Source organism: Methanoregula sp. (genome assembly GCF_049690535.1).
Taxonomy (GTDB): Archaea; Halobacteriota; Methanomicrobia; order Methanomicrobiales; family Methanospirillaceae; genus Methanoregula.
This window is the reverse complement of sequence record NZ_JBAVMX010000014.1, coordinates 1-1878: the sequence shown is the minus strand read 5'-3', so window position 1 is coordinate 1878 and position 1878 is coordinate 1. Positions and strand designations below refer to the sequence as shown.

Here is a 1878-nt window from a genome sequence, read left to right as displayed (position 1 = left end):
GGCCCCCTCATGCAGCGGGAAGAGACGCTCAACGAGGCGCTTGTCCGGTACCAGCAGTGGTACGGCGCACCGGCTGCATTTACCCGGGGCACCGTGCATGTAACCGTCCAGCAGAGCCTGTCCGGGCTCGCAGAACCCGTAGCATCTGTACCCCCCACTGAACCGGCGGTGCCGGGAGAATCTGTAGTACCTGTACCTCCCGCTGAACCGGCGGTGCCGGGAGAACCTGCAGTACCTGTGCCCCCCGCTGAACCGGCAGTGCCGGTAGATCCCGTCGTTATCGAAGCGGAGGACCGTACCCGTTTCTTTGCAGAGTTCGGCCAGAAACTTACGGGTACCAGGATCATCTTCCGGCCCGATGCGACCATATTCGAGACCGTTACGTTCGATTATGACACCCTTGCCACCCGGCTCCGCGAGCTCGCATTCCTCAACGCCGGCCTCACCATCAGTATTATGGATGAACGTACCGGCACCCGCGCTTCGTATTGCACCGGCGGGCTCTCGGAGTTCGTGAAATACTTAAACGAGGGGACCGAGTGCCTCCACCCCGTCCCCATCGATATCACCCAGAAGGACCTCGAGAATAAGGTCGAAATCGAGGCCGCCCTGCAGTACACTACTGGATACGACGATAAGGTGTATTCCTATGTCAACAGTGTCAACACCCGCGAGGGCGGTACCCATCTCGAAGGGTTCCGGAGCGCGATCACCCGGGCCATCAACACGGTCGCAAAGCGCAACAACCTCATAAAAGAGAATGCGACGCTCACGCTCCGGGGCGAGGATGTCCGTGAGGGCATGACATCGGTGATCTCGGTCAAGATGGCAAATCCCCAGTTTGAGGGCCAGACCAAGATGCGCCTTGGGAACAGCAACATTAAGGGCATCGTGGATTCGCTTGTCTATGCGGCGCTCAGCCAGTATTTTGACGAGAATCCCAGGGTGCTCGCTATCATTATCGAGAAGGCGCTCTCGGCAGCGAAGGCACGCGAGGCAGCACGGAACGCACGGGAACTCGCACGCCGCAAGAGTTCTCTGGAGAGCTCCGGCCTCCCCGGCAAGCTTGCCGACTGCTCGGAACGCGATCCCCAGAAAAGCGAGATCTATATCGTGGAAGGGGACTCAGCAGGCGGCAGCGCAAAGCAGGGCCGGGACAGAAAGTTCCAGGCAATCCTTCCCCTCCGCGGAAAGATCCTCAATGTGGAAAAGGCAGGCGAGCACCAGATCTTAAAGAACGCCGAGATCCAGACGCTGATCTCCGCGATCGGGACCGGTATCGGTGACAAGTTTGATGTCGAGCGGGCACGGTACCACCACATCGTGATCATGACCGATGCCGATGTCGACGGTGCGCATATACGGACGCTCCTTTTGACCTTCTTCTACCGGTACATGCTCAAAGTCATTGAGGCTGGGTATGTGTATATCGCCCAGCCGCCTCTGTTCCGTATCGCACGGGGAAAAGAGGAGAAATACGCGTTTACCGAAGAGGACATGAAAAAACTCTCCGCCGAGATGGGGGAGAAGGGTGTCTCCGTCCAGCGGTACAAGGGTCTTGGTGAGATGAATGCCCAGCAGCTCTGGGATACGACCATGAGTCCCGAGCACCGGGTCTTCCGGCAGGTCAATATCGAGGATGCCCTGGAAGCAAACGAGATCTTCAAGACGCTGATGGGAAAGGATGTGGAGATACGAAAAGAGTTCATCACGCGCCATGCAAAGGAGGTGACCAACCTTGACATCTGAAGGCGACATGCCTCCCGCATCCGGCCCGCTTACCCACCGGGTCGAGCCGATCAGTATCGAAAAAGAGATGAAGGTCGCGTATATCAACTACGCGATGAGCGTCATCATCGGGCGTGCGATCCCCGATGC

General features: G+C 58.2%; 1 protein-coding gene. It reads left to right on the top strand.

Annotation, left to right across the window (positions count from 1 at the left end; all coding sequences use genetic code 11):
• Positions 1-1749, top strand: a 1749-nt coding sequence (locus tag WCE46_RS01135) for a toprim domain-containing protein (RefSeq protein ID WP_424731857.1), incomplete at its 5' end; no start/stop codon positions are given.
• Positions 1750-1878 lie beyond the last annotated feature (129 nt).